Annotated in this window: 18 protein-coding genes; 4 read left to right on the top strand and 14 right to left on the bottom strand. The window is 64.6% G+C overall.

The features are described 5' to 3' along the window. The first annotated feature begins 55 nt into the window (after window positions 1–55). On the top strand, window positions 56–2,581 hold the full coding sequence (locus IRI77_RS30670; protein ID WP_194448764.1) for an ABC transporter permease: 2,526 nt from the start codon (window positions 56–58) through the stop codon (window positions 2,579–2,581). Between the two features lie 51 nt (window positions 2,582–2,632). Here IRI77_RS30670 and IRI77_RS30665 read toward each other — a convergent pair whose 3' ends face one another. From IRI77_RS30665 to IRI77_RS30655, 3 genes are all read right to left on the bottom strand, one after another. Beyond that, window positions 2,633–4,081 (bottom strand): sulfatase, encoded by a 1,449-nt coding sequence (locus IRI77_RS30665; RefSeq protein WP_228486404.1) that lies wholly within the window; start codon window positions 4,079–4,081, stop codon window positions 2,633–2,635. After that, window positions 4,082–7,414, bottom strand: coding sequence for an outer membrane beta-barrel protein (locus IRI77_RS30660; RefSeq protein WP_194448763.1), 3,333 nt, complete (start codon window positions 7,412–7,414; stop codon window positions 4,082–4,084). Window positions 7,415–7,600: 186 nt separating this feature from the next. Beyond that, the gene (locus tag IRI77_RS30655; RefSeq protein WP_194448762.1) at window positions 7,601–11,092 is read right to left on the bottom strand and encodes an FAD-dependent oxidoreductase; all 3,492 of its coding nucleotides are present in this window, start codon (window positions 11,090–11,092) and stop codon (window positions 7,601–7,603) included. An 86-nt stretch (window positions 11,093–11,178) separates the two neighbouring features. Here IRI77_RS30655 and lipA point away from each other — a divergent pair, with 86 nt between their 5' ends. Both lipA and IRI77_RS30645 read left to right on the top strand, forming a co-directional pair. Beyond that, on the top strand, window positions 11,179–12,069 hold the full coding sequence (gene lipA, locus IRI77_RS30650) for a lipoyl synthase (RefSeq protein WP_194453854.1): 891 nt from the start codon (window positions 11,179–11,181) through the stop codon (window positions 12,067–12,069). 19 nt (window positions 12,070–12,088) lie between these two features. Next, window positions 12,089–13,006, top strand: coding sequence for an MBL fold metallo-hydrolase (locus IRI77_RS30645; RefSeq protein ID WP_194448761.1), 918 nt, complete (start codon window positions 12,089–12,091; stop codon window positions 13,004–13,006). Window positions 13,007–13,011: 5 nt separating this feature from the next. On the opposite strand, the gene IRI77_RS30640 is transcribed toward IRI77_RS30645, so the two are convergent. Beyond that, window positions 13,012–13,449 (bottom strand): hypothetical protein, encoded by a 438-nt coding sequence (locus IRI77_RS30640; RefSeq protein WP_194448760.1) that lies wholly within the window; start codon window positions 13,447–13,449, stop codon window positions 13,012–13,014. A 182-nt stretch (window positions 13,450–13,631) separates the two neighbouring features. Here IRI77_RS30640 and IRI77_RS30635 point away from each other — a divergent pair, with 182 nt between their 5' ends. Further along, window positions 13,632–14,918 (top strand): hypothetical protein, encoded by a 1,287-nt coding sequence (locus tag IRI77_RS30635; RefSeq protein ID WP_194448759.1) that lies wholly within the window; start codon window positions 13,632–13,634, stop codon window positions 14,916–14,918. Here IRI77_RS30635 and IRI77_RS30630 read toward each other — a convergent pair. The 10 genes from IRI77_RS30630 to IRI77_RS30585 all read right to left on the bottom strand — a co-directional run bounded on the left by IRI77_RS30630 (window position 14,915) and on the right by IRI77_RS30585 (window position 24,344). Further along, window positions 14,915–16,306 carry a C45 family autoproteolytic acyltransferase/hydolase gene (locus IRI77_RS30630; RefSeq protein ID WP_194448758.1) on the bottom strand — a complete coding sequence of 464 codons (1,392 nt, stop codon included), beginning with the start codon at window positions 16,304–16,306 and terminating at the stop codon, window positions 14,915–14,917. The two genes, IRI77_RS30635 and IRI77_RS30630, sit on opposite strands and share 4 nt — an antisense overlap. Before the next feature lie 45 nt (window positions 16,307–16,351). Next, window positions 16,352–16,708 (bottom strand): aspartate 1-decarboxylase, encoded by a 357-nt coding sequence (gene panD, locus IRI77_RS30625; protein ID WP_194448757.1) that lies wholly within the window; start codon window positions 16,706–16,708, stop codon window positions 16,352–16,354. 1 nt (window position 16,709) lies between these two features. Beyond that, a complete protein-coding gene (locus tag IRI77_RS30620; RefSeq protein WP_194448756.1) occupies window positions 16,710–17,489 on the bottom strand; it encodes a type III pantothenate kinase in 780 nt (259 codons plus the stop codon). A gap of 1 nt (window position 17,490) precedes the next feature. Further along, complete coding sequence (gene panC / locus IRI77_RS30615) at window positions 17,491–18,255, bottom strand: pantoate--beta-alanine ligase (RefSeq protein WP_194448755.1); 765 nt, start codon at window positions 18,253–18,255, stop codon at window positions 17,491–17,493. Further along, window positions 18,252–19,040 (bottom strand): 3-methyl-2-oxobutanoate hydroxymethyltransferase, encoded by a 789-nt coding sequence (panB, locus tag IRI77_RS30610; protein WP_194448754.1) that lies wholly within the window; start codon window positions 19,038–19,040, stop codon window positions 18,252–18,254. The genes panC and panB overlap by 4 nt, the downstream gene beginning before the upstream one ends. Window positions 19,041–19,255: 215 nt before the next feature. Beyond that, a complete protein-coding gene (locus IRI77_RS30605) occupies window positions 19,256–20,290 on the bottom strand; it encodes an aldo/keto reductase (protein WP_194448753.1) in 1,035 nt (344 codons plus the stop codon). A gap of 50 nt (window positions 20,291–20,340) precedes the next feature. Further along, window positions 20,341–21,468 (bottom strand): serine hydrolase domain-containing protein, encoded by a 1,128-nt coding sequence (locus IRI77_RS30600; protein ID WP_194448752.1) that lies wholly within the window; start codon window positions 21,466–21,468, stop codon window positions 20,341–20,343. 5 nt (window positions 21,469–21,473) lie between these two features. Beyond that, a complete protein-coding gene (locus tag IRI77_RS30595; RefSeq protein WP_194448751.1) occupies window positions 21,474–22,934 on the bottom strand; it encodes an alpha-L-fucosidase in 1,461 nt (486 codons plus the stop codon). A 40-nt stretch (window positions 22,935–22,974) separates the two neighbouring features. Next, on the bottom strand, window positions 22,975–23,274 hold the full coding sequence (locus IRI77_RS30590) for an ArsR/SmtB family transcription factor (RefSeq protein WP_194448750.1): 300 nt from the start codon (window positions 23,272–23,274) through the stop codon (window positions 22,975–22,977). A 41-nt stretch (window positions 23,275–23,315) separates the two neighbouring features. Further along, window positions 23,316–24,344 carry an AraC family transcriptional regulator gene (locus IRI77_RS30585; protein ID WP_194448749.1) on the bottom strand — a complete coding sequence of 343 codons (1,029 nt, stop codon included), beginning with the start codon at window positions 24,342–24,344 and terminating at the stop codon, window positions 23,316–23,318. Window position 24,345: the final 1 nt, after the last annotated feature.

The raw sequence follows: 24,345 nt of genomic DNA, 5'->3' as shown, positions 1-24,345 counted from the left end.
TGCTTCGGCAGGAGACAGTTATTAAAACTCAATCACTTACCGTCTGGCATCCACCGTGCCATTCGTATACACGATCATGAACGGCATTCGCTACTCCCTCCGTGCATTAGCCAGGACCCCAGTGGTCAGTCTGGTCGTCGTCCTCTCTCTTGCCCTGGGCATCGGCGCCAACACGGCGATCTTCTCGCTGCTGCACCAGATCCTGCTCCGGTCGCTGCCGGTGGATAAGCCGCAGGAACTCGTGGTCCTCACCTCGCCCGGCGACTTCAAGGGCGGCCGCAACTCCACCAACAACTCGGGCGGCATGGACTATATCTTCAGCTACCCGATGTTCCGCGGCTTCGAACGCAACCACAACGGCTTGAAGGACATCGCCGGCTACCGCCTGCTGGGCGCGAATATCGCTTTCCAGGGCAAAACCCTCGACGGCGGCGTCGAAGTGGTCTCCGGCGGCTTCTTCCCCACCCTGAACGTCCAGCCGCTGATGGGCCGCATGATCTCGTATGACGACGACAAAGGGGCCGGCCAGCCCGTCGCCGTGCTCAGCTATGGCTACTGGCAGGACCGACTCGGCTCCCGAGCCGACGTCCTCAACCAGCCGATGCGCGTCAACGGTCAGGTCTTCACCATCGTCGGCGTCGCCCCCAAAGGGTTCACCGGTGTGACCCTCGGGGATGAGCCCGATGTCTACGTCCCCCTCGTCTTCAAGCCCGCCATGACCCCCGGCTGGGACGGCCGCGACAAGTGGACCGACTTCTGGATCTACTCCTTCGCCCGCCTCGCCCCAGGCACCTCCCGCGAACAGGCTCAAAGTGCACTCAACGGCACCTTCAGCGCCCTCATCGACGAGCACCTCAAGGCGGATCCGGGCCGGAACGAGGACTTCCGGAAGCGCTATCGCGCCGCCCGCATGAAACTGGAGCCCGGCGCCCTGGGCCAGAGCGAAACCCGCGAGTTCATGAAGACCCCGCTCCTGGTGCTCATCATCTGCACGGCGCTGGTGCTGCTCATCGCCGCCGCCAATGCCGCCAACCTCCTGTTGGCCCGCGCGGCCCAGCGCAATCGCGAGCTGTCCATCCGCTCGGCCCTGGGTGCGGGAAAGATGCAGATCATGGGCCAGCTCCTCACCGAAGCCATGCTGCTCTCCGCGGCCGGAGGCGTGGTCGGCATCATCCTGGGAAGCTGGGTTCTCGACGCCCTCATCAGCGGCATCAACGATCCGGAGACGAATTCGTATTCCATCACCGCCCACCTCGACCCGAAGGTCCTGCTTTTCTCCGTCGTCGTCGCGCTGCTGACCGGCGTCCTCTTCGGCCTCTACCCCGCCTGGTCCGCCGCCCGCAATTCCGTCTCCGGCGTGCTGAAGGAAGACTCCAACAACACCTCAGCCAGCCGCGGCGGCGTGCGTGTCCGCAAGGGCCTGGTTACGGCGCAGGTCGCCATCTCCCTGCTCCTGCTCATCCCCATGGGCCTCTTCCTGAAGAGCATGGTCAACCTGATGCACGAGAATCTGGGCATCAAGACGGAAAATGTCGTCACCTTCCGCCTGTCGCCCGACCTCAACGGCTACAAGCCCGACCGCTGCCGCCAGCTCTTTGAGCGCGTGGAGCAGGAAGTCGCCGCCATCCCCGGCGTCGCCAACGTGGCCGCCTCCATGGTCCCGCTCATCTCGGGCAGCAACTGGGGCAACAACATCACCGTCGAAGGATTTGGCAAGGAAGTGGACGACAACACCCACTCGATGTTCAACGCCGTCGGCCCCGGCTTTTTCGGCAAGATGGGCGTGGCCCTGGTAAGCGGCCGGGAATTCACCGACAGCGACACTCTGGCCGGTCCCCAGGTGGCCATCGTCAATGAGACCTGGGCGCGCCACTTCTTCAAGGACGCCAGCCCCATCGGCCGCCGCTTCAAGCTGGGCAGCGGAGGCAAGGATCCCCTCAACATCGAAATCGTCGGCGTGGTGAAAGACTCGAAGTACTCCGGTGTGCGCCAGAAGGTGCCGCGCCTCTACTACATCCCCTACCGGCAGGATAAGGAACCCGGCAGCTTGTCCTTCTACGTCCGCTCGCCCCTGCCCACGGATCAGGTCTCCGCGCAGATCCGCCGCGTCATTTCGGGCCTGGATCCCGATCTGCCCATCGAGAGCCTGCGCACGCTCGACGACCAGGTGCAGCGCAATATCCGCTCCGACAAGCTCGTCATGCAGCTCGCCTCATCTTTCGCGATCCTGGCCACGCTGCTGGCCATGCTCGGCCTCTACGGCGTGATGGCGTTCAACGTCGCCCGCCGTACACGGGAAATCGGCATCCGCATGGCGCTCGGCGCCGGTTCCAGCCGCATCCGCTCCCTGGTCCTGCACGAAGTCACCATCGTTCTCGCCATTGGCACGGTCTTCGGAGTGCCCTGCGCCCTCGGCCTGGCCCGGCTCGCGGAAAGCCAGTTGTTTGGCGTGAAGGCGAACGACCCCATTGTGGTCCTGCTGGCCGTCCTCGCCCTGGCGATTGCGGCCATGGCCGCCGGCTACCTGCCGGCCCGCCGCGCCACCCGCATCAACCCCGTGGAAGCTCTCCGCTACGAGTAACCCCAAAACGACCGCGGGGCGGATCCCACCGGAACCGCCCCGCGTCTCCCATTACTTGCCGAACCGTTCGTAGGCGCCCGGCTGCTTCCACCAATAGCCTTCCGCCTCCCGCACCGGATCGTAGTTCGGATTCGGCGTTGGAAACTTCGCATCCACCTCTTTCAGCCACGCGTCCAGCAGCCGTGTCAGCTCCTGCACCTTGGCCTTCTGGGTCTCGGCGAGATCCGCCTGCTCCCCGATATCCGCGGTCACGCGGTAAAGCTCCACGTGATTGTCTTCGTGGAACCGGATCAGCTTATACTCGCCCAGCCGCACCGCGCTGGCGGGCCGTCCCAGTTGGTTGCTGTAGTGCGGATAGTGCCAGTACAGCGGCCTCGGCGGCAGACGGCGCGCCGCCGGCAACAGCGCGGCGAAACTCCGCCCGTCCACACCTTCAGGCGCCGGCACACCGGCTAACTCGGCGAACGTCGGCAGGTAGTCGACACTCGAAATCGGCGTATCGTCCACCGCGCCCTTCCGCACACCCGGACCCCGGATAATCAGCGGTACGCGAATGCCGCCCTCATACACGTGGCCCTTCCCTTCCCGCAGGGGCCAGTTCGACGTCGTCGGCTTCAACAGCCACTCCGGGGCACTCAACCCGCCGTTGTCCGAGTTGAAGACGACAATCGTGTTGTCCGCCAGGCCGTTCTCCTCCACCGCCTTCACCACCCGGCCTACGCTGTCGTCCAGGCTCTGGATCATGCCCGCGTACACGGGATCGTAATGCCGCGCGCCGCTGCGGATCTTGGCGCTGTACTTCCGGATGTACTCTTTCTTCGACTCCAGCGGCACATGCGGAGCAAAATGCGGCAGGTACACGAAGAACGGATTCGCCCGGTTCGCCTGGATGAAGGCGGCCGCCTCGTCTCCCAGCCGGTCTGTGATGTACTCGCCCTGCTTGCCCTCGATCACCGGGCTCTTGCCCCGCCAGCCCGGGTAGAAGTAGCTGCCCACCCCACCCTGCGCGGCAAAGGTCGTGTCGAACCCCTGGCGGTCCGGCCCAAAGCCCTCACCACCCAGATGCCACTTGCCAAACTGCCCGGTGCGGTAACCGGCCGGCTTCAGCACCTCGGCAATCGTCTTCTCCTCCAACGGCAACTGCTGCACGCAATCCACGCCGATCAGCTTTGAATAGGGCGTCGGGTGCTTGCCCGGCAGGTAGTTCGTGATGCCCAGCCGCGCCGGATATTTCCCGGTCATGATGCTCGCCCGGGTGGGCGAGCAGACCGGACAGGCGGCATACGCGTTGGTGAAACGCGTACCCTGCTGGGCGAGACGGTCGATGTTCGGCGTCTCGTAGAACTGGCTCCCGAACGACGACAGGTCGGTCCAGCCCAGGTCGTCAGCCAGGATGAACACGAAGTTCAGCGGCTTCTTCCTCGCCTGGAAAGCGGCAGTCGGCAGAACCGCGGCCGCCCCCGCCAGTTGTCTCAGGAATTGACGGCGTTCCATCGGCATCTAGAACTCCACCTTCAATCCCAACTGCATCACGCGCGCCGGCAGCGCCGAACTGATCGCACCGAAGTTCGCCGCCCCCAGCGACCGCCCGGGCGCCTGGAAGTTTGTGTGATTCGCCACGTTCAGCGACTCCGCCCGGAACTGCACGTTGCCGGTCTCCTTGAACCGGAAGTTCTTCAGCAGCGAGACGTCCAGGTTCAGCAGCCCCGGGCCTGTCAGCAAAGCCCGTGACGAGTTCCCGAAGGTGTTAGCCGCCGGAGCCGCCACCGCCGTCGTATCGAACCAACGCGCCACCGTCCGCTGGTCCGCCGGCAACGAGGGATCCTTCAGGACGTTCACCCGCTGCGGTCCCGGATTGAACGCGTTGCTCGTGTTCGTCTGCGTCACCAGGCCAAACGGGCTGCCCGCCTGCGCAATCAGGATCGCACCCAGGTTCCAGCCACCCACCAGATTCGACAACAGGCCCTGGTTCAGCAGCTTCCGGCCGCGGCCCCACGGCAGTTCATACACCGAACTCACCGCCAGCCGGTTCCGCACATCGTTCCCCGACAGCGACTTATCCGCCCGCCGGTTGTACAAGTCCTGGTAGCCCGAGGGCACCGCGCCCACTTCAAAGCTCGACGCCACATCGTCGATGAACTTCGACCAGGTGTAGTTCGTCAGGAAGTTCAGCCCATTGGAGAAGCGCTTCTCCACCTTCACATTCAGCCCGTGATAAGTGGAGTTGCCCCACATCGGCGTCAGCAGTGTGACGTTGCCGAACTGCGGGAACGGCCGCCGTGTCTGCGCCGAACCCGCGCCCAGCAGCAACTCCGGCCGCACCTGGTTGATGCTCGTGTCCGGAGCCGGCAGCTTGTGCCCCACGTTGCCCAGGTACGACACCTCCGCCACGATGTTCCCGCGCAGCTCCTGCTGCACCGAGAAATTCCACTGCTGCGAGTAGCCCAGTTGCCGGTCCTGCCCGATATACACCGGAGCCAGCCGTACGGCCGAGCCCACCGGCACCGCCCCGAATCCGCTGTTCAGCACCTGCGGCACCGTCGCCGGGAAACCGTTGCTCAGCAGGAACGCAGCCGTGTTGCCGCTGTCCGGCGAACTGTAGTCACCGCTGGTCTCAAACCCGGCACTGGCTGTATTCGACCCGGGCACGGGAGGTCCGAAGTACACTCCATATCCGGAGCGCACCACCAGGCTCCGCCGCTCGGACGGCTTCCAGGCAAACCCGATGCGCGGCCCGAAGTTCACGTAATCCGAGTTGTAGACCTTCGATCCCAGACCGTCCCGTCCCGCGAAGGTCACCACACCCGGCGTCCCCGAGACCGGATTGATCTTCGTCGTGTCGAACGAGTTCTGGCGGTTATTCGCATCCACTCGCGGCGTGTGCGTCTCCCAGCGCACGCCCACGTTCAATGTGAAACTGCGCGTCACCTTCCAGTCGTCCTGGACGAAAGCCGCGTAGTAAGCCGCGTGCCGGTTCAGAATGTCGGTGTCCTGGATCTTGCCCGAAAGAGCCGTGCCCAGCAGCAGGCTCGCAATCGCGTTGCCGCCGCTGGTCGTGCCCGAAAGAGCCGTCAGTTGCGGACCGAACCCGATCGAACCCGAAGTCAGGCTGTTGAGGTCGTCCTGGTTCTGGCCGAACCGCGCCTCGCCGCCAATCTTGATCGAGTGCTTGCCCAGCAGCAGGCTGTATACATCCACGATGTCCGTATCCCGGATCGGAGTCTGGATGCGCTGCTGCGTGCCCGCCCCCAGAGTCACATAGCCGGACGCCGTTACCTGCGGGAACGCCGATCCCGTCACGCCCTTCAGGCCCAACTGCGCCGGCCAGTTGCCGCCAATGCTCAGCGTGTCCTGCCGGAACCGCCGCGGCTGGTAGTTGAACCGGAGATCGTTCACCGCCCGGCTGCCGAAATTCCGCGTGTACGTCCCCAGGAAGCTGTACGCCCGGCGCGTCGTGATCGACCCGTCCGGATCCGCCGCCGGGTTGTCGAATGTCGCCGCCGTATCCGTCGGGAAGTTGTGCAGCACCATCCGGAACCCCAGCCGCGAATTGTCGTTGAGAAGGTGATCCACCTTCGTCGTCCACGTCGTCAGATTCAGGTTCGTCGACCCGTTCCGCGCGAAATTGTTCGCCCCCGCCAGATTCGCCGCCGCCCGCGTCGCAGCCGGGTAGTAGCCCGCAATCTTCGCGCCCACCGGGTCCAGCCGGTTCGACGGAATGATGTTGCCCACAAACGGATCGCGAATCGTCCGCGCCGGATTGGCCGGATCCGCGCGGGTCGTCGCCGGATCGTAGATCGGCACCAGCGCGCCCGCCGCCGTCAGCGTCTGCGAGAAGTCCCCGGCCTTCTGCGCCGCTGTCGGCACCGTGTAAACACGAGTCAGGCCAATGCGCTGGATCTGCCACTCGTTCGAACTGAAGAAGAAGGTCTTGTTCTTGATGATCGGCCCGCCCGCCGTCAACCCGAAGATGTTGTACCGCAGCGGAGCCTTCTGCGCCGAGAAGAAGTTCCTGGCGTCCATGGCATCGTTGCGGAAGAACTCATAGGCGCTGCCGTGGAACTGGTTCGTGCCTGAGCGCGTGATGACGCTCACCACACCACCCGCCGTGTTCCCAAACTCGGCTGAGTAGTTGTTCTGCTGGACCCGCACCTCCTGCACCGACTCCACCGGCGGATTGAACAGCGCCTGTGGAATCTCCAGAGCCACGTTCGAGGCGTTTACACCATCCAGCAGCCACTGCTGCTGATCGCCGCGGCTGCCCGCCACCGTCACACGCGGCCTGATCACATCGCCCGAGATATACACCGCATTGCCCATCAGCTTGAGCAGATCGCCCACCCGCCGCCCGTTGATGGGCATGTCGCGGACGGTCTTGTTCTCGATGAACTGCCCCACCGTCGCCGTCTCGGACTCGATGAGCTGGTTCTCCGCCACGACATCGACCGACTCGCTGACGTGCCCAACCTGTAGCGTGATGTCGATGCGCGCCACGCGGCCCAGTTCCAGCGTGATGCCCTTCTGGCTGTAGCGCTGGAACCCCGGCAGTTCCGCCGAAACCTCATAGCGGCCCGGCTGCAGCGGCGCCACGTTGTACTCGCCCTCCGCATTCGTCAGCAGCGAGCGCGTATCGCCCGTGTCCAGTGCTTGGACGGTGACCTTTACGTTCGCCAGCCGCAGCGCGCTGGGGTCCAGCACAACGCCGGTCAGCCCGCTGGCCGATTGGGCCCGCGCAATGTGGGCAAACAGGAGAGAGAGGGAAATGGCCAGAGCGGCCCGTCCCAGAAGAGTGAATACACTTCGGGCTTTGACTGGAAAACTGCGTGTGGACATAGGCTCCCTTTTTGGTTTTCCGGCGACTTAAGGGCTGCTTATCGCGGAGGAGCCATCGCGCGGGCGGTGCTGGTCAACAGAGACGAGCGAGTCTGAATACTGAAGCTATCACTGGCATGATAGGCCGCGCCGCCCGCGCGTGTCAATGAGAAAGTGGTGTTTGTCTACCGATTTACTCTTGTTTGTCTAAACCACAGGCTTGTAACGGGATATCTCCCTATACCCGCCCGCCACCAGGCTCCGGTCGATCCATTGGCGGGTCAGTTTCTCCTGCACGCCGTTCTGTGCCAGCCGCGCCCGCAGGTTGCCGAAATCGACCAGGTCCAGCGACTGGTCCTGGTTGAAACACGAGAACACCACGGTCTCTTCACCCGTGAGCGGGTTCTTGTGCTGCTGCAGGCATTGCGCGCAGATCTCCTTCATCATGCACTGCATGGGGGAGTTGATACTGCCGATCGCATGGTGCTCCTTCTTCAGGTACGGAGCCAGTACGCCATGCCTCGACTCCGCCACCGCGCGCATCATGCCATCGGACCCGATGGCCACCACGCGGTCCACTTCGGTCAGCGGGATCTGCGCCTCGCCCAGCGACCCGCGCGCGTAGGCCAGCATCGCCTCGACGATGTTGCCCACGAAGGTGTGGTCACCCGGCCGGTTCGGAGCGAAGCCCGGAGCCTCGTCGCAGCACCACACAATCACGTCCGCCGCCTGCTCGATCTCTTCCACCTTGTAGCGATCCGCCAGCTTCTTGTAGCCGGCGAAATAGACCACCCGCGAGCCCTTGTGCCGCAGCGCCTGGCCAATCGAGAACAGCACCGCGTTGCCCAATCCGCCGCCCACCAGCAGCGCCGTCTCGTGTTCCGGAGTCTCCGTCGGAGTGCCCGTCGGGCCCATCAGGATCACCGGTTCGCCCGGCTTCAACAGGGCGCACAGATCCGACGACCCGCCCATCTCCAGCACGATCGTCGACAACAACCCCTTCTCGACGTCCACCGAAGCGCCGGTCAACGCCAGCCCTTCCATCCCCAGCGTGGTGCCTTCCACCCGCGCCGCCAGGGACTCGTAGTTCTGCAAGCGGTAGAACTGCCCCGGCAGGAACGCGCGCGCCGCCAGGGGCGCCCGCACCACTACCTCGACAATGTTCGGCGTCAGCCGGATCACTTCGTCCACCGTGGCTCGCAGTTCGTCGTTCAGCTTGGCAAACAGCTCCTCGGGCGTGGGCCCGGTGGACACTCGGCGCGACAGGATCTTCGTCACCACGGGATAGCCCTGTTTGGCGCCGCCCATGGCCTTCACCACGTTGCCCGCATACGACGGATGCAGGTCGCCGAAGAAGCTGATGGCCCGCCCGTCGGCCCGGATCGATGTCAGTACACGCGATACGGCCGGTTTGGAAACGATCTCCGGCTTCACCGGGTGACCTTCCTCATCCACAGCCTGGAAGTTCCGGCCCTGGATCGTCACATTCTCCGGATCCTCACGGCCCAGCACGGTATTGGGCTGCGTGCCCGCCGCCACCAGGATCGTTTTGGCCGGCAGCACCACCGTCTGCCCGTCGCGCTTGAGGCGCAGCGCGGAGCAGTGTCCGAACCGGTCCACCTCCACCTCAGTCGGCGTCAGCAACTCAGCGAAGCGGATGCCTTCCTGCAGGGCCAGCGCGACCTCTTCGTGGTTCAGCGTGTAGCTGGGCGCATCAATCAGACGCCGCCGGTAGGCGATGGTCACACCGCCCCACTCATTCAACAGGGGAATGAAGTTCGGCTCGCGGCCCTCCTGCCCGGCCAGCGCCCGCTCCCGGCGCAGCGCTCGCGCATGCTCCAGGAACTCCTCGCCGGTAATCTTCTCTTCCTCGTTCCAGCCGGCGCGAACCGCAGCCTCGCCGCGCTCCACCACCAGCGTCTCGTACCGCTGCAGGAACTTCTCCACCTGCACCGGGTAGTACGCCAACGACTCCGTCGCGGTATCGACAGCCGTCAACCCGCCGCCGATCACCACCACCGGCAACTGCACCTGCAGGTTCGCCACGGAGTCCCGCTTGGCCGCTCCGGTTAACTGCAGCGCCATCAGGAAATCCGACGCCTGGCGCACGCCGCGCGCCAACCCGTTCTTCATCGGGATCACCGTTGGCTTGCCCGCGCCCATGCACAGCGCGATGTGGTCGAAGCCCATCGCGAACGCGCTCTCGATGGTCAGCGTCCCGCCGAAGCGCACCCCGCCGAACATGCTGAACTCCGCCCGCCGCTCCAGCAGCAGCCGGACAATTTTGAGGAAGTTCTTGTCCCAGCGGACCGTGATGCCATATTCCGCCACGCCGCCAAACCCGGCCATCGCGCGCTCGCCCAGGCCTTCATACAGCTCGTGGATGTCGCGGATCGGGTGGAACCGATGCCTCTGCCCCAAGGCGTCGACGCCGCTCACAGGCGCGGGCAACGGCTCGATCTTCAGCCCGTCCACCGCAACCACGCTGTGGCCGTCGTTCATCAGGTGGTGAGCCAGGCCGAAGCCGGCCGGACCCAGCCCGACCACCAGCACCTTGTACCCTGTCGCCGCCCGCGGCAGCGGCCGGTCGAAGTTCAACGGATTCCAGCGCGTCAGCAGGCTGTAGATCTCGAAGCCCCACGGCAGTTCAAGGACGTCCTTCAACGTCCGGGTCTCCACCTGCGGGATGTCCACCGGCTCCTGCTTCTGGTAAATGCACGACTTCATGCAGTCGTTGCAGATGCGGTGCCCGGTAGCCGCCGTCAGCGGATTGTCGATCGTCACCGTCGCCAGCGCACCGATGGGGCAGCCCTGCTCCTTCAGCACATTCATCTCGGAGATCTTCTCTTCCAGCGGGCAGCCCGCCAGGGTCACTCCAAAGACGGTCTTCTTGAACTCGCCCGACTTCTCGCGCAGCCCGGTCGAACAGCTGTCTTTCCCCTGGTTGTGGCACTTGATGCAGTAGTGCGCCTGGCCCACCGCGCGCGGCAGGTCCATGCCGGCGTCGGTCAGCGCAAACCCCTCGCGGTGGCGCAGTTCGTCATCCGGCAACCGGAATCGCGGAACGCCGTCCTTCTCCTCGATTTCGACATCGACGAGGTGCTCCATCACCAGCTTGTGCGGAGTGCGGAACAGCACGCCCTTGTAATGCTGCTTCCGGCCCTCCGCCGACAGGGCCGCCCACGCTGCGTATTGTCCGGCCAGCACCAGTTCGGATAGATGTTGTTCCTCAGCCGCGAGCCATGCGCTCACGTGCCTCGTGTACGAATCGTCCGTCACCGGCTCGCCAAACAGCACCGCCAGTTGAGCTACAAGCGCGGGACCGTCAATCTCTTCCGCCATCTCCGCCGTGACGCCCGAGATCGCTTTTTTGACGACAAACTGCCGCTTCAGCGCCAGCATCGGCGCCAGGCGGTGATGCCTCTGCCGCAATGCCTGCAGCTCCGGCCCGATGCCGAACAACTCACCGAGAAAATCTTCCAGATGCGGGGCGAGGGCCAGAATGAGAGCCGATTGTTCCTTGGGCGTCAGGGACGCCGGATTGACCCGCGCCCCCTCAAACCGGGTGCACAATTCGCCGTCGCCACTCCGCAGATACTGCGTAAAGCGTTCGTCCAGCTTGCCCAGTCCATCCCGCCCGTAAAGCTCTTCAAAGACCACGCCGAATCCGAGGTCGAGGGACCCCTCCACTAAGCTCATGCGCGCTCCGTTGCTTTTGATTGATCTACTTTGAGGATACGATGACCGTGCCGTTTGCGTTGCGGCAGGCCTTCATTGCATCGTGCATGGCCCGCGATATCATCAAACTAACTGTGCTGGTTTCCATCGAGACTAAACCCAAGCGGCCGCAATGGCTCAAAGCGCCGGCGCCCGTGGGGGACAACTACCGCGATTTGAAGGGTTTGGTGGATCGCCTCAAGCTCCACACCGTGTGCGATAGCGCGGCCTGCCCCAACATTGGCGAGTGCTGGAACCACCGCACCGCCACGTTCATGATTCTGGGCAACTTCTGCACCCGGCGCTGCGGCTTCTGCGCCGTCCAGAAGGGCCAACCGCTTGACGTCGACTACGGCGAGCCGGAGCGCGTCGCCGAGGCTTGCGAGATCCTCGGCCTGAAATACGCCGTCATCACCAGCGTCAATCGCGACGACCGCAAGGACGGCGGCGCCGATCTCTTCGCCCTCACCATCCGCGCCATCCGCCAACGCATCCCAGGCTGCAAGGTGGAAGTGCTGGTGCCCGACTTCCAGGGCAACAAGGACGCCATGGCGATCGTCATGGACGCCGCCCCGGACGTTCTCAACCACAACATCGAGACCGTGCCCCGGCTCTACCAGCAGGTGCGCATCGGCGCCCGCTATGAACGCTCGCTCGAGATGCTGGCCTGGGCCAAAGCCCTGCGGCCGGAGATCCCTACGAAATCCGGCCTGATGGTCGGCCTGGGCGAAACCAACGAGGAGGTGGTGAGCACCCTGCGCGACCTGCGGACCCATCACGTCGACTTCGCCACCATCGGCCAGTATTTGCGCCCTACCCCCCAGCACCTGCCCGTGTTACGCTATGTCACCCCGGCGGAGTTCGCCGAATACAAGCAGGCCGGACGGGACCTGGGCTTTTCGCACATCGAATCCGGACCACTGGTTCGCAGCAGTTATCACGCAGCGGAGGCGCTCTAAACTGTCACTTCCATCTGAATTGCTCGACGGCGGCATCTGGCGCATCCCGCTGCCCCTGCCCTTCGGCCCGCCCCATGTGAATGTCTATCTGCTGCCCTGCCCCGATGGCTGGATGCTGATCGACACCGGCATGGATACGCCCGAGTGCTGGAACACCCTCACCGCGGCCATGAACGACGCCGGAGTCGCCCCCAATCAGCTTCGCCAGATCGTCGTCACCCACCTCCACCCGGATCACTGCGGCCTGGCCGCCCGGCTGCGCGACGCCAGCGGAGCCACCGTCTGGATGCACCGCGCAGACGCCGAGCTTCTGATGCAGCTCACCGGCACCCGCCGCCCCCAGGAACTCCTGGAAGAGGCGATGAAGCAGGCCGGCACGCCCGACTCCTTCCGGCCCGCTGTCCTTTCCAGCTACGACCGCCTGCTGCGGACCTTCCCCGCCCTCAGCCCCGATGCTTACCTGGAAGACGGCGAGGCGCTGGAAAGCTGGCTGGGCCCGCTGCAGGTCATCTGGACGCCCGGACACGCGCCCGGCCTCTGCTGCCTCTACTCGCAGGAGTTCGGCTACCTGTTCTCCAGCGACCACGTGATCGAAGACATCACCCCCCACGTCGGCTGGCTGCCGGAGACCGACGGCTCGGTCCAGGACCACCTCGGCCAATACCTCGCCAGCCTGAACCGCCTCGACGAACTGGAAGTGCAAAAGGTGCTGCCGGCGCACGGCGCCCCGTTCTCTGAGCTTCGCGATTGGACGGCCCGCACGCGCGAACACCACGCCGCCCGCAGCCGCGACATCGCCCAGTTCCAAAGCGATGGCGCGGACGTTGCGGACGACCTCATCAAACGCCTGTGGCCGCGCGAACTGCGGCCCCTGGAATACCAACTGGCGCTTACCTCGGTACTCGCCTACCTGGAACACGGCCGCCGCACGGCCTAGACACACTAAACGGCGGCGTGCCGCAGCTTGCGCCGCCGCTCGATCCACTCCTCGCGCTTGAACAAGCGCGGGCTGAAGTCGATCAGCCGCGGCAGAAGTTCAAATACGCCCGACTGCGTCCACGCCTCGTCCGTCCGCATGCGGAACCCGCGCCGGTTCAGCTCATCCGCGATGCGTGACATCGGCCGGTCCTCCACGATCCCTTCCAGGATGCCGAGCATGATCTCGACCTCCTCCGGGTGTTCTTCCAGATGTTTGTTATCGGCGGCGACCCGCAGGCCGTAGGGCACCTCCTGCACCGGCGGCCTCCAGTCCGCGGCCGGATCCACCAACCGCTCCCACTCCACCGCCACCGGGTGCCACCCCTCGGCGGCCCTCCGGTCCAGCTCACCGGGCGTCAACGGGCCGGTCAGCACTTCTCGCACGCGCTCCGACTTTCCCATTTGGAAGCCTCCCTGCGCGCCTTTGCGCACGCCTCTGGCCAGCGTATCTCGTGGAATTCATTGGTTCGCGCGGCCTCGTGAGTGTCCGCTAGCGCAACGGCACCGTTCAGGAACGGGACGCCACTTCGCTGAGAAGATTTACACCATTCCGGCACTACCGAAATGGAGAGATTCGGGCGCCCATGCATGCTTCCACTTCGCCTGCCGTGCATCCCACCGGCCGTTGCCGGCCGCCCCGCATCTACTACGCCATCCCACGCTGGCCCGCGCCATCACGGGCGGCGATGCTCACCACGGCGATCATCCTGTTTCTGCTGGTGGCCATGCCCAAGGGCGGCATCAAGTTCGAGCGCATCCCCATCACCTTCAGCTATCTCGCCCTGGGCCTGGCCGCCGTTCCCTGCCTAGCGGCCAGTGTCCGCACTTCCACCTGGAACCGCCCCACCGTGGTCTGCATTCTCATGACGATCCCCCTCTCCGTCATGACCATCCTCAAGGTGACGCGCTGGGGCTATTACGAGCAGGGCTTTGCGCTCGCCCTCATCACCAACGTCTGCGTCCTGCCCTTCGTCTTCCTGGTTTGCTTCCGCGCCCTGGGCCCTGCCTTGGTGCACCGCCGAACCCAGCGCCTGCTCCTGCTCTGCATCGCCCTGGTGACCCTGTTCGGATTGGTCGAGTTCGTCTCCCGGAACTTCTTCGGCTCGGCGATCGAGGTGCCCTATATCACCGTCAACTCCGATGACGTCGGCCGCATCTGGGAGAAGCACAACCAAAGAACCAACCTGGTCAAGCTGGTCTCCACCTACAACAACGGCAACATCTTCGGCATCTGCATGCTGATTCTGGGCCCCTTGTTCTGGGCGCTGAAGCCCGCCCGGGCACTGCGCCTGATCTACTTGGCGGCCCTCTTCCTGACGCTTTCGCGCACCGTCTGGGCCGGCATGCTGATCTGGCTGGTCCTGTGGGAACCCATCTTCCGCCGCCGCCCCGTTTCGATGCTGCTGCGGTCGCCCATCCACCTTCTGACCGCTGTGACCCTGGGGGGCGCCGGCATCTTCGTCCTCAGCACCGGCACAGGCTTCCTCTTCGACCAGAACCTGGGCGGACGCCTGCAGGCGCTGCCCGACGTGGAGTTCACCCTCTTCGGTCCCGACATGCCCTTCCTGGGCATCGGCGAACTCACCTACACCAGCTTCCTGCAGAACTTCGGCCTGGCCGGCCTGATGGCGTTCGCCGGCTGGCTTTGCGCCCCCGTGATCGCGTGCCTCACCGCTGAAGGCCTGAACGCGCTGGGTCCGCTGCGCCGCGCGGCGCTCATCTCCCTGACGGTCTACATGGTGGTCTGCGCGGTCGACGGGGCGTTCATGCTGATCCCCGTCATCGCACTCTACTGGCTGGTCGCGTCCTACCTGCTCAACCCCGCCTGCGAACGGCAGGGCGGCTACACGCTGGAACTCGCGAAGCTTTAGCGGGCGGCCTGGAAGCGCGCCCAGGGATGGGACGGCAGGTCTTTCAACAGCGGCTTCATCCAGGCGAACTCGGGGTTCTTCTTCAGGTGGTCAGCCGCCTTGAAGCCGACGCCGCAGGGGTGGCCCATCGCCGCTTCCATCGTCATCTGCCGCGCCAGCGTGGCGTCGGTGATCTTGGCCTGCACCGCGCCGGCCGGACCGTGTTCTTCCTGCCAGGGCTTCAGGCCGCGTGCCGACAGGTCGACGTGCCCGCACAGCGTCCGCTCGCTCGGCGAGTTGGCCTGCTTGGCATACGCGTCATAGTGATCCGACAGGAACGACTTCCCGCTCGCCACGTCCACCTTGCCCTTGTACTCGGCCATCAGCTCTTCCCAGCGTGTACGCCGGGCGTTCGCGCTGACAGACTGGTTCTGCGCCGGGAAGTCGGTCTCCTCGGCCGTCAGCGCCGGATCGATGGGGAAGTTCGCCCCCACGAAGTAGCCGTCCTTCTTGCGGTCCAGCGTCACGTGCTTGAGCCCAAGTTCCAGCCGCCCGATCTCGTTCTTATTCAGATCCGCCACCAGCCACGTGTTGGCGTAGCCGCCGTTGTTGCCTTCGCGCATGATGCGGTTGAAGTCGTCGATGCTCGTGGAATACTGCATGGCCTTGCGGCCGCGCACAAACTCGGGAATCCCATTGGTATCGAAGCCGTGGAACTGGGTGATGGTGGTCTCGGTGATCACGATGCCGGCCGAGTTGATGCCGAAGTCGTCGCCGCTGTGGATGAAGCCCGGGAACCCATCCATCAGGATCCGGTGGCCCTGCGATGGCCGGATGTCGAACATGATGTTCCAGCGCGCGCCTTCCAGGTAGCCCGACCAGTTGTTGTGGCCGATGACGATCTTGCCGTCTTTAGTCATCGAGCCCGTCGCCACAAACGCGCTGCAGCGGTCCGGAGCGTTTGACTCCTTCTTCTTATCCAGCACGCCCGTGTAGTAACTCATCTCGATGTTGGCGTTCAGCACCACCACATCGTAGAGGTCCGCCTTCACGCCCTTGGCCTTCAGGCCATCGGCAATGCCCTGTAGTTCCTGCCGGTACTCGGTCTCGATGTGCGGCCAGAAAACCTTCTCCGCCGCCGTGCGGTAGAAGTTCCAGTCGTGGCCCGAGTCGTGGGTCAGGGAGAGCTTCGTTACCTTCAGCGCGTCATCAATCTCGGCGGAGAGCAGGTAGCCATGCTGGAACCCGATCTCGGACGGAGTCCCCTGGAGACGGACGGGGATCCACCCCTCCTTCTCCGGTCCCCGGAACGCACCGGCCAGCCGCGGGTCCGCTTTGGGTTGCCAGGACATCAAACTGGCTGCCGAAGCGATGAGCAGAACGACGGAAAGGCAAGCTCGAATCTTCATGGGAATGGCCAATTATAGCCGCATTTCCCAACGCTCCGTTCGGCCTCAGCGCACGGCCTTCACCTGGTTCCCTTCGCCCAGCAGCACAACCTGAGGCCGGTGGACCCGGGCTTCCTCTTCGTCCATCCAGCCAAAGGCCGCGATGATCACCACATCCCCGGCCTGCCCTTTCCGGGCCACCGAGCCGTACAGACACACCGCTCCGGAGCCCGCCGGAGCCGGCACGACATACGTCTGAAGCCGGGATCCGTTGTTCACATTCCACACGTGAACCGCCTCGTTCGGCTGCAGCCCGGCCGCTTTCAGAAGATCTTCGTCCACGCCCAGGCTGCCTTCGTAGTGCAGCTCCGCGCCAGTCAAGGTGGCCCGGTGCAGCTTCGACTTCAATAGCTTTCGCAGCATCTCAACCCTGTCCTTTCGACAGTTCGACCGCTCTCTTCAAGCCCAGCAGTGACAGTTCCGGCACGGTGGCGTCGAACAAGCCTTCGCCCTTGAACAGTGCTCCGAAGCCGCCGGTCGAGATCACCAGCGGCCGCTCCTGTGCGAAGTAGTTCGCCGTCACGGCCTCGGCCAGGAACTTCACGGTGGCCGCCGTACCGTAAAAGAGCCCGGCCTGGATGCTCTCTACGGTCGACCGCCCCAGCACCTCCGCCGGCCGCACGATCTCCACCGCCGGCAACCGCGCCGTCTTCGACTCCAGCATCTCCATCGACGTGTAGATGCCCGGAGTGATGATGCCGCCCAGGTACTCCTTCTCCTTGCTCACGGCGCAGAGCGTGGTGGCCGTGCCGAAGTCGACGATCAAAAGATTGCGGCCCGGGAAGCGCAGCAACGCGCCGATGGAGTTAGCGATCTTATCCGCGCCCACCTCCAGCGGATTGCGGTAGCGGATCTTGAGCCCCGTCCTGACGCCCGGGCCCAGCACGAACGGCTCCAGATGGAAGTACTTGCGGAAGCAGTTGCGCAGCGAGTGCACGATGTCCGGCACCACGGCGCATACCGCCGCCATCTCCACCTGCGCCGGATCGATGCCGTTCTCGCGCAGCATGCTGCGGAAGAACAGGCCGAACTCATCGGAGGACGACCGGATGTTGGAGGTCCGCCGGAACGTCACCTTCAGTTCGTCGCCGTCGTACACGCCCGCGAAGATCTGAGTATTGCCCACGTCCACGCAGAGCAGCATCTTACTTCTCCTCCCGCACGGGGACGTTGTCGATCAGCCGGACGCCCTCCAGCATGGCGGCCGCGAACCGCCGGCCCCAGCGTTCTTCCACGTAGTCCACCGCGAAGCCATCGGCTTCCAAGATGCGCCGGGCTTCTTCCGCGGTCGCCGCCGTGGTCAATGAACGGTAGACGCTCGCCGCCCTGTGCCGGCCTTCCTCCGACAACAAGGCGTTGCGCGAGCTGAGTGCCAGGCCGGACCCGGCGCGCACGGTCTCACAGGGGACGACCTCGGTGGGGACGAAGCAGTCCCGCACCATCTCCCGGATGACCTGGAGCTGCTGGTAGTCCTTCTCGCCGAAGTAGGCGCGGTCGGCCCGCACCAGGTTCAGCAGCTTCAGGACGATGGTCATCACGCCCTGGAAGTGGCCGGGGCGATGCGCGCCTTCCATGCCCTCCCCTGCTGAGCCGCCTTCGATCCTGAGGAGGTACCCGTCGGGGTACAGTTCGCCCGGACCCGGCATCAGCACCTCGTCGGCGCCCAGGGACTCCAGCAGCCGCAGGTCCTGCTCGACGGTGCGCGGGTAGCGCTCCAGGTCGCGCGGGTTGTTGAACTGTGTGGGGTTGACGAAGATGCTCACCACCACGACGTCGTTCTCGCAGCGGCAGCGCTGCACCAGCGTGCCATGGCCGGCATGCAGCGCGCCCATGGTCGGCACCACGCCGAGGGTGCCGTGCAGTTCCGTCCGGCGGGCCTGCCACTCAGGCACAGTCGTCCAGGTCTTCATGTGTAACTCTCCTCGACGGCGGGAAAAGATCCGCTCTTCACTGCCTGGTCATAGCCATCCAGCGCGTCCACGATGGCGTTCGCGCCTTCCAGGAAGTGCCGCACAAAGCGCGGGTGGAAGTCGGTGTTCATGCCCAACAGGTCTTGGAGGACCAGGATCTGCCCATCGCAGCCCGCGCCCGCGCCGATACCGATGGTGGGAATCCTCAGCGCCGCCGTCACCTCGGACGCAAGCGGAGCCGGGATGCACTCCAGCACGATCGAGAACGCACCCAGTTGCTCCAGCGCCACGGCCTGCCGCAGGATCTTCTGGGCGGCTTCATCGCCTCGTCCCTGCACCTTATAGCCGCCGAACGCGTGGATGGATTGGGGCTGCAGGCCGAGATGGCCCATCACCGGGATCCCGCTCTCCACCAGGCGCTGCACGACGTCCTCGTGCCCATCGACGCCCTCAAGCTTCACGGCCTGGGCGCCCGCGCTCATCAGAACATGAGCCGCGTCCAGAGCCGAGGTCCAGCCCATGCGGTAGGACAGAAAGGGCATGTCCGCCACGATCAGCTTATCGCCTGCGCCTCGGGCGACCGCCTCCGTATGGAGCTTCATCATCTCCACCCGGGCCGCGATGGTGGAGGGGTGGCCGTGCATCACCATGGCGGCGCTATCGCCCACCAGGATGCCGTCAATGGAACTGCGCGCCAGCAGCCGGGCGAACGTGTAGTCGTAGCACGTCACCATCGAGAGCCGCCGCTGTTCCTGTTTTGCGTTGAGAAAGTGTCCAGCCTGCATCGTTCACTGCCCCCAGGGGACAGGTGGACGCGGGCTCGACGCGAAGGAAGGAATAGATTGTCTCAGCATCGCCTTGGTACCTGTCGGATTCGATCAAGTCCCCGGACTTACATGCGCCCCGGAGGGCGTCATCGTTCGGTGGTCGCTGCCAGTTGGTCAGCGCACCTTGAGTGTATCAGAGAGGGCGAGCCGGGCAGCCCGCCCTCGGGTCGAGATCAGTACTGCGGCACGGGCAGCGGGTTACGTGAGGCGAATTGGACCTGGTGCCAGTAGGGATAGGTCTTCTGCGTCTGGCTGGCCTTGTCCAGCTTCTCTACCTGCTGCGGTGTCAGGTTCCAGCCGGCGGCGGCCAGGTTCTGTTTGAGCTGATCCTCGTTGCGGGCGCCGATGATGACGGTGGCCACCGAGGGCCGCTGCAGCAGCCAGTTCAGCGCGATTTGCGCGACGGTCTTGCCCGTCTCCTTCGCCACTTCGTCCAGCGCATCCACCACGTTGTAGACGTGATCGTAGGGGACCGGCGGCCCCTGCTCGGCGGTCGCATGCAGGCGGCTCACTTCAGGCAGCGGCTGGCCGCGCCGGATCTTGCCGGTCAAGCGGCCCCAGCCCAGCGGGCTCCACACCAGCGCGGAGACCTTCTGGTCCAGTGCCAGCGGCATCAGCTCCCATTCGTAGTCGCGGCCGATCAGCGAGTAGTAGACCTGGTGGCCGACATAGCGCGACCAGCCATAGCGCTCAGAGACCGAGAGCGACTTCATCAGGTGCCAGCCCGAGAAGTTCGAGCAGGCGATGTAGCGCACCTTGCCGCTCCTGACGAAGCCGTCGAGCGTGGCCAGAGTCTCTTCCACCGGCGCCGTGGCGTCGAAGGCATGCATGTGATAGATGTCCACGTAGTCGGTACCGAGGCGACGCAGACTGCCCTCCAGCGACTCAGTCAGATGATGGCGGGAAGAGCCCAGGTCGTTCGGCCCCTTGCCCATCGCGAAGGTCGCCTTGGTCGAGATGAGGACCTGGTTCCGCTTGCCCTCGAGAGCCTTGCCCAGGATCTCCTCCGAGTGCCCGTCGGAATAGACATCCGCGGTATCGAAGAGGTTGACGCCCGCGTCGAGGCAGAGATCCACGATGCGCTTGGCTTCGGGAACGCCCGTGTCGCCCCAGGCCTTGAAGAAGTCGTTGGTACCGCCGAAGGTGCCCGCTCCGAAACTCAGGGCTGGAACTTTGAGGCCGGAATGGCCTAGCTGTCGATATTCCATTGTCCTTTTGGATGCGGCAGCCGCGGGTGAGGCTTCGGGAACGGACGGGCTTAATGCGCGCCCAGCACCGTGTCGGCGGCCTGCAGGGAGAGCTGCGCGGCGTCGAGGTCGGTCCGGTTGCAGAGCACGATGACCGTCAGCTTGTGCTGGTGAAAGCGCTGGATCACCGTCCGGAATCCGGTGGTGCTGCCGGTATGCCAAGTGCGCGGCTGGTCTTTGTAGGGATCCAGGAACCAGCCGAAGCCGTAGGAGACCGGCTTGCCCGGGTTGAGGTTGTCTTCGTTCTTCTGGGCGGGCCAACGGGTGGGCGAGCCATCGGAGAGCTTGGCGGGCGTCAAAGCCTCCTTCATGGCCGACGCGCCCAGCAGGGTGTTGCGGGAGAGTGCGTCGTCCCACTTGGCAAGGTCCGACAGGTTCGAGTAGATGCCGCCATCACCGAGCGTGGCGGACGTGGAGCTCTGGTCGCGTTCGACGAAGACGTCCTTCTGCTTCGCGTGGCCGTAGGCGCGGTGGACCACATTGTTGCGGCCGGCGACATAGGCGAGGGTCTGATCCATGTGAAGCGGCTTGAAGATGCGCTGCTGGAGGAACTCGCCGAACGGCATGCCTGACACCTTGGCGACTACCAGCCCAAGGACAACGTAGCCGGAGTTGCTGTACGACCAACTGGTTCCGGCCGCAAACCTGGGCTTGGTTTGAGCCTTGAGCAGCTTCAGAACCTCTTCATCCCGGATCTGGTCCTGCGGCGTCCACCGCTGGGCGCCAGCTTCCATCACGTCTTCGTAATCCGGCAATCCGGAGGTGTGCGTGAGCAGATGGCGGATGGTGATCGTCTTGCCGTAGGCCGGGAAGTCCGGGAAGACCTTGGTGAGCGGATCGTCGTAGCGGAGCTTGCCGTCCTTCACCAGCAGCATCACGGACATGGCCGTGAACTGCTTGGTGAAGGACGCCAGGCGGAAGTTGGTCGCGGCCTCGATGGGCGTGGCCGAGCGGAGATCGGTGACGCCATACCCTCGCTGAAACAGGGTCCGGCCATCCTGGCGGACCAGCACCGCCAGACCGGGCACGCTGCCTTGGGCAAGCGGCGCGAAGACGGCATCCAGGCGGGCCGCGACAGGATCATCGGCAGCCAGGACCAGGACGGGCACCAGCAACAGCAAGGGTAGGCGTTTTGTCATTTGGGTTACTGGCTGACCTTGATCACCCAGGCCGGCTGCTGCATCAGGTCTTCCGGAACATCCGGCAGGGTGATGGCCAGGCCGGCAGGGGTCGGCTGCCACTTCAGGGCGCCGCCGCCGAGCAGTTCCACCGACTTCGGCTTCAGTGCGGCCTTCGACTGCAGGACGAAGCGGCGGCCGGGCCAGCGGGGCATGATGGCATAGACGTTGTTGCCTTTGGCCGTGAAGAAGGCATCGATGGAGGCCTTGCCCGCGGCAGGCTTGGCCACCAGCTTCGACAGGTCGTAAGCGGTCTCGTACTCCTTGTTGTACTCGACCTTGGGCACTTCGCCGGCGCTCCACTGGCGCGACGTGGTCCAGGGCTTGGTGCCATAGATCGCATCGCCGTTGACGCGCAGGAAGTCGCCGATCTGGATGAGGCGTTCTTCCATCACCACGGGGATGGTGCCATCGGCATCGGGGCCGATGTCGAGCAGCAGGTTGCCCCCGCGGCTGACGAGGTCGACCAGCATGATGACCAGCTCTTTGCCGGAGTGGTAGTGCGACAGGTTCTCGGCGCGGTTGTAGCCATAGGAGAAGCCCATGCCGCGGCTCTCTTCCCAAGGATGCTCCATGCCGCTCATGCCGGGCGTGTACTCGGTGGTCCAATAACCGCCGTGCTTGTGGCGGCTGTCCTTGCCCCAGCGGTCATTGATGACCACGTCTTCCTTGACGGGCGATTCGTTCAGGAGCCAGGCCATCAGTTCCGGCGTATGCCATTCAGAGGAAGGCAGGTCCCACTCGCCGTCGCTGAAGATGATGGCGGGGTGGTAGCGGTTCACCAGGTCCTTGAACTGCGGGAACATGTGCTCGCGGATATAGCGCGGCTTGTCGGTGAGCCAGAGCGGGTTGTACCACTCGTAGAGGGAATAGTAGAAGCCCATCTTGAGGCCCTTGCGGCGCACGGCTTCGGTGAGGTCGCCCAGCACGTCGCGTTTGGGCCCGATCTCGACGGCGTTCCAGGGGCGGCCCCAGGTGGCGGAGGCTTCCTTGCTGGGCCAGAGCGCGAAGCCTTCGTGGTGCTTGGAGGTCAACGCGACATACTTTGCGCCGGAGCGCTGGAAGACGTCGGCCCAATGGTCGGGGTCGTAGAGCTCGGCGCGAAACTGCGGAGCGAAGTTCTGATAGGGATAATCCGCGCCATACATCTTCTTGTGGTATGCCCAGGTGCCCGACTGGATGGCGTTGGCGCCGGGCTTCTGGCCATTCGTCATGGCGTTCCAATACCACTCGGCATAGGCGAGTTTGCCGGGAATCACCGGAGCGTAGGCGGGCACGGAGTAGACGCCCCAGTGGATGAAGATTCCGAACTTGGCGTCCTGGAACCAGGCGGGGGTGGGCCGTTTGTCGATGGATTCCCAGTTGGGTTGATAGGTCTGGCCAAAGACCGTGGAGGATGCGATCAGGAAGAGGGCCAACTTCTGCATCTGTCCATTATTCCCCCTCTTTGGATCCCGCGCTGAGGGATCAGCAGGCCGGGGCGATGTCTTTGGGGTCGATGACGTTGTTGCGCGTGCAGCACTCGGCGTACAGGAAGTCGAGCATCTCCTTCAGCCCGTCGGTATTGGCGGTGTAACGAAGGAACGTGCTCTCACGGCGGACCTTCACCAGTTCCTCGTTCTTGAGCTTCTCCAGGTGGTGGGAGAGGGTCGACGGCGGGATGCCGAGCTCGGCCTGGATGTCTCCGACAACGAGGCCACCGGGATGCGCGGTGAGCAGCAGGCGCAGGATGCGGAGCCGCGGCTCGGCGCCCAGGGCGGCGAGCATATCGGCAAATCTTGCTGTCGGATCGTTCTCGGGAGCGGCCACTAATTCGATGATATCAGTAGCATGGAATCCGCTTGGGCGCGTTGTTGCTCGCGCCAGTGGGCGGGCGGAATCCCCTCCCAGCAGCGGAAGGCGCGCACGAAGGAGTTGGCGTCCTCGTAGCCGAGCAGATAGGCCGTTTCATTCAGCTCCAGCGCAGAGTGGACCAGGTAGTGGCGGGCCAGTTCGCGGCGCGCGTCTTCGAGCACCTGCTGGAAGCTCGAACCGTCGGTGGTGAGGCGGCGCTGCAGGGAGCGGACGCTCATGTTGAGGGCACTGGCCAGGATCTGGACGGTGGGGCGCTGCCCGGCCAGTTGTTGCTTCAAGGTGGCGCGAACGCGGTCAGGGAAGCTGAGCTCGGCATCGCGCTGATTCAGTTCCTGTTCCAGTTGGGGCGCGATCATCGAGAACAGCTCGGCGTTGTGAGTGAGGAAGGGGCGGGCCAGGTCCGCGTTGTGGAAGCAGATGGCGTTCTCCCCGGCCTCGTATTCGATGAGACAGCCAAAGTACTCTGCCAGGAACGCCTGATCGTCGCGCGCCCGGGTGAGCCGGAGGCGAGTGGGGGACAAGGGTGTTCCCGTGCCGCGGCGGGCGATGGTGACGACCCAGGCGAAGCAGAGGTCGACCAGGATCGAGGGTTCGGGGATGGTGGCCAGCAGCCAGAGGAACTGGACGCTGGTCTCACGGGCTCCGCTGATGATGCGGATCTCCTCCGGACAGGTGAGCTGTTTGAAGCGGGCCATGCGGTGCAGCGCTTCAGAGAAGGAGGGGGCATACAGCGCGGCAATGGCGATGGGGTCGTAGCGCTCGATGCGCTGCTCGGTGCCGATCTTGACGCCGATGGCGGGATCCCGGCTGACCTCGCCGATGGCCTGCCAAAGGGCAAAGAACTCCTCCGTACTGACGGCGGGCTTGGGGTGGTCGAACAGCCCGGAGGGCAGGCCCGCCTGCCTCAGAATGGCGGCGGGCTGCACTCCCAACTCTTCCAACTTGCCGGCGAGCAACGAGCTCACACGAAAGCGTTTGGCCATG

The sequence above is a fragment of the Paludibaculum fermentans genome (genome assembly GCF_015277775.1).
GTDB lineage: Bacteria > Acidobacteriota > Terriglobia > Bryobacterales > Bryobacteraceae > Paludibaculum > Paludibaculum fermentans.
This window is presented reverse-complemented; position numbering and strand designations above follow the sequence as displayed.

Bases quoted from the DNA above. Each gene is read 5' to 3' on its own strand.
- IRI77_RS30665 (WP_228486404.1), bottom strand. From the start codon at position 4,081: ATGCCGATGGAACGCCGTCAATTCCTGAGACAACTGGCGGGGGCGGCC.
- IRI77_RS30660 (WP_194448763.1), bottom strand. From the start codon at position 7,414: ATGTCCACACGCAGTTTTCCAGTCAAAGCCCGAAGTGTATTCACTCTT.
- IRI77_RS30655 (WP_194448762.1), bottom strand. From the start codon at position 11,092: ATGAGCTTAGTGGAGGGGTCCCTCGACCTCGGATTCGGCGTGGTCTTT.
- lipA (WP_194453854.1), top strand. From the start codon at position 11,179: ATGGCCCGCGATATCATCAAACTAACTGTGCTGGTTTCCATCGAGACT.
- IRI77_RS30640 (WP_194448760.1), bottom strand. From the start codon at position 13,449: ATGGGAAAGTCGGAGCGCGTGCGAGAAGTGCTGACCGGCCCGTTGACG.
- IRI77_RS30635 (WP_194448759.1), top strand. From the start codon at position 13,632: ATGCATGCTTCCACTTCGCCTGCCGTGCATCCCACCGGCCGTTGCCGG.
- IRI77_RS30630 (WP_194448758.1), bottom strand. From the start codon at position 16,306: ATGAAGATTCGAGCTTGCCTTTCCGTCGTTCTGCTCATCGCTTCGGCA.
- panD (WP_194448757.1), bottom strand. From the start codon at position 16,708: ATGCTGCGAAAGCTATTGAAGTCGAAGCTGCACCGGGCCACCTTGACT.
- IRI77_RS30620 (WP_194448756.1), bottom strand. From the start codon at position 17,489: ATGCTGCTCTGCGTGGACGTGGGCAATACTCAGATCTTCGCGGGCGTG.
- panC (WP_194448755.1), bottom strand. From the start codon at position 18,255: ATGAAGACCTGGACGACTGTGCCTGAGTGGCAGGCCCGCCGGACGGAA.
- panB (WP_194448754.1), bottom strand. From the start codon at position 19,040: ATGCAGGCTGGACACTTTCTCAACGCAAAACAGGAACAGCGGCGGCTC.
- IRI77_RS30605 (WP_194448753.1), bottom strand. From the start codon at position 20,290: ATGGAATATCGACAGCTAGGCCATTCCGGCCTCAAAGTTCCAGCCCTG.
- IRI77_RS30600 (WP_194448752.1), bottom strand. From the start codon at position 21,468: ATGACAAAACGCCTACCCTTGCTGTTGCTGGTGCCCGTCCTGGTCCTG.
- IRI77_RS30595 (WP_194448751.1), bottom strand. From the start codon at position 22,934: ATGCAGAAGTTGGCCCTCTTCCTGATCGCATCCTCCACGGTCTTTGGC.
- IRI77_RS30590 (WP_194448750.1), bottom strand. From the start codon at position 23,274: ATGCTCGCCGCCCTGGGCGCCGAGCCGCGGCTCCGCATCCTGCGCCTG.
- IRI77_RS30585 (WP_194448749.1), bottom strand. From the start codon at position 24,344: ATGGCCAAACGCTTTCGTGTGAGCTCGTTGCTCGCCGGCAAGTTGGAA.